Annotated in this window: 2 protein-coding genes; both read right to left on the reverse strand. The window is 76.1% G+C overall.

From position 1 onward, the window contains the following. Positions 1-1,435, reverse strand: a 1,435-nt coding sequence (locus AB0J52_RS39375) for a bifunctional copper resistance protein CopD/cytochrome c oxidase assembly protein (protein WP_500188203.1), incomplete at its 3' end; no start/stop codon positions are given. 6 nt (positions 1,436-1,441) lie between these two features. Next, positions 1,442-1,663: hypothetical protein (locus tag AB0J52_RS39380; RefSeq protein WP_500188205.1), on the reverse strand; the 222-nt coding region annotated here is incomplete at its 5' end.

Below are 1,663 nucleotides of genomic sequence, written 5' to 3' on the forward strand. Positions count from 1 at the left end.
CCGTCAGCCACTCGCGCGGCCCCCGGTCGCCGCGCACCTTCGCGGGCTTCAGCGCGCGCAGCGCCAGCGTCACCGGCGCGCCCACGACCAGGAAGATCGGGGTCAGCATGGACAGCACCATGTGCTGCACCATGTGCACGCTGAACAGGATCGGCGCGTACTTGGCGACGCCGGTCTCGGTGACGGCGACGATCGTCAGCAGGCCGACGAACCAGGAGACCGTCCGGCCCAGCGGCCAGGAGTCGCCGCGCCGCCGCAGCCGGACGACCCCGGCGACGTACACGAAGCCGAGCGCGAGCACGAGCGCGGCGAAGAAGAAGTCGAACTGCCACAGCGTGGCGAGCCGGGCCGGGCTGACCTTGGGCGGCAGGTCGTAGCCGATCAGCGACTTGACCGTGCTCTCCACCTCGGCCGGCGCGGGCGGCGCGGTGCGCGCGAGCGCGACGGCCAGGCCCATCACGGCGGCCATCACGGCGGCCTCGACGGACGCGAACCGCGCGAACGCCCGCGCCTCGCGGCCCTCGATCCTCGGCAGCGTCCGCTCGCGGTGCCACCAGCCGAACCAGCCGAGCACCGCGAACCCGACGATCTTGCCGAGCGCGAGCCGGCCGTAGTCGGTGCTCACCAGCTGGGCCGGGTCGGGCAGCCGGGAGATGACGTTGACCAGCCCGGACGCGCCGACGATCAGGTAGCACCACAGTGCCGTCCGGCTGAACCGGGCGGCCATGACGCCGAGCCCGTCGCGCCGGGCCAGGGCGTGCGCGGCGAGGACGGCGAGCCCGCCGACCCAGGGCGCGACGGCCGCGACGTGCAGCGCGACACCGGTCACCGCGACCGAGTGGTTGGCGGCGGACGCCGAGTGCCCGGTCAGCGGCGCGGGCAGCAGCGCGACCAGGGCCAGCGCGAGCAGCCCGAACGCGGCGGCGGGCGAGGTGGTGGTGCGGGACAGCAGCGCGACCACGACCGTGATCAGCACGACCAGCATCAGCGCCGTGCCCTGCGGGAGCTGCCCGACGTAGGAGCTGAGCTCGCTGCCGGTGACGATGTCGCCGGCCGGCTGGCCGAGGACGTCGGAGACGGTGAAGACCAGGTCAGCGGCCGCGGCGGCGGCCCAGAGCGCGGCCAGCCAGGACGCGCCGCGCAGGTAGCCGAGCGCGGCCGCGCCGAGCGACGGCCGGCCCGAGCCGCCCGCGCCGGTGACCGGCAGCAGCGCGGCGGCGGCGAGCAGCGCGCCGACGGTGAGGGCGGCGGCCAGGTCCATGACGAGCCGGGAGAACGGCAGGCCCCACCGGGTCAGCGCGCCCGCGTCCCCGAGGCCCGGGATGATCTTCTCGGTGACGGCGCCGCCGAGCACGAGCGCCGCGACGAGGGCGGCGACGGCCGCGGCCACGGCGGCCAGGGCCGCGCGGGCGACCCGGAGGGTGCTTGCGTTCACGGTCTCCTACTCACCGGGGTGCTTGCGCTTGGCGCGGGAGACGATGAGGACGCCGATGCCGATCCCCACCAGCGCCCCGACGCCGATCATGATCCACCGGGACGCGCCCGCCGAGGACTTCTTCGCCGCCGCCTTGGGCGCGTTCTCCGCCGGAGTGCCCGCGACCTGCTCCCCCTCGACGGCGGCGGTCGCGTCGGCGGTCGGCGCGCCCGCGCCTCCCGGGGTGCC

The sequence above is a fragment of the Spirillospora sp. NPDC049652 genome, assembly GCF_040675125.1.
Taxonomy (GTDB): domain Bacteria; phylum Actinomycetota; class Actinomycetes; order Streptosporangiales; family Streptosporangiaceae; genus Spirillospora.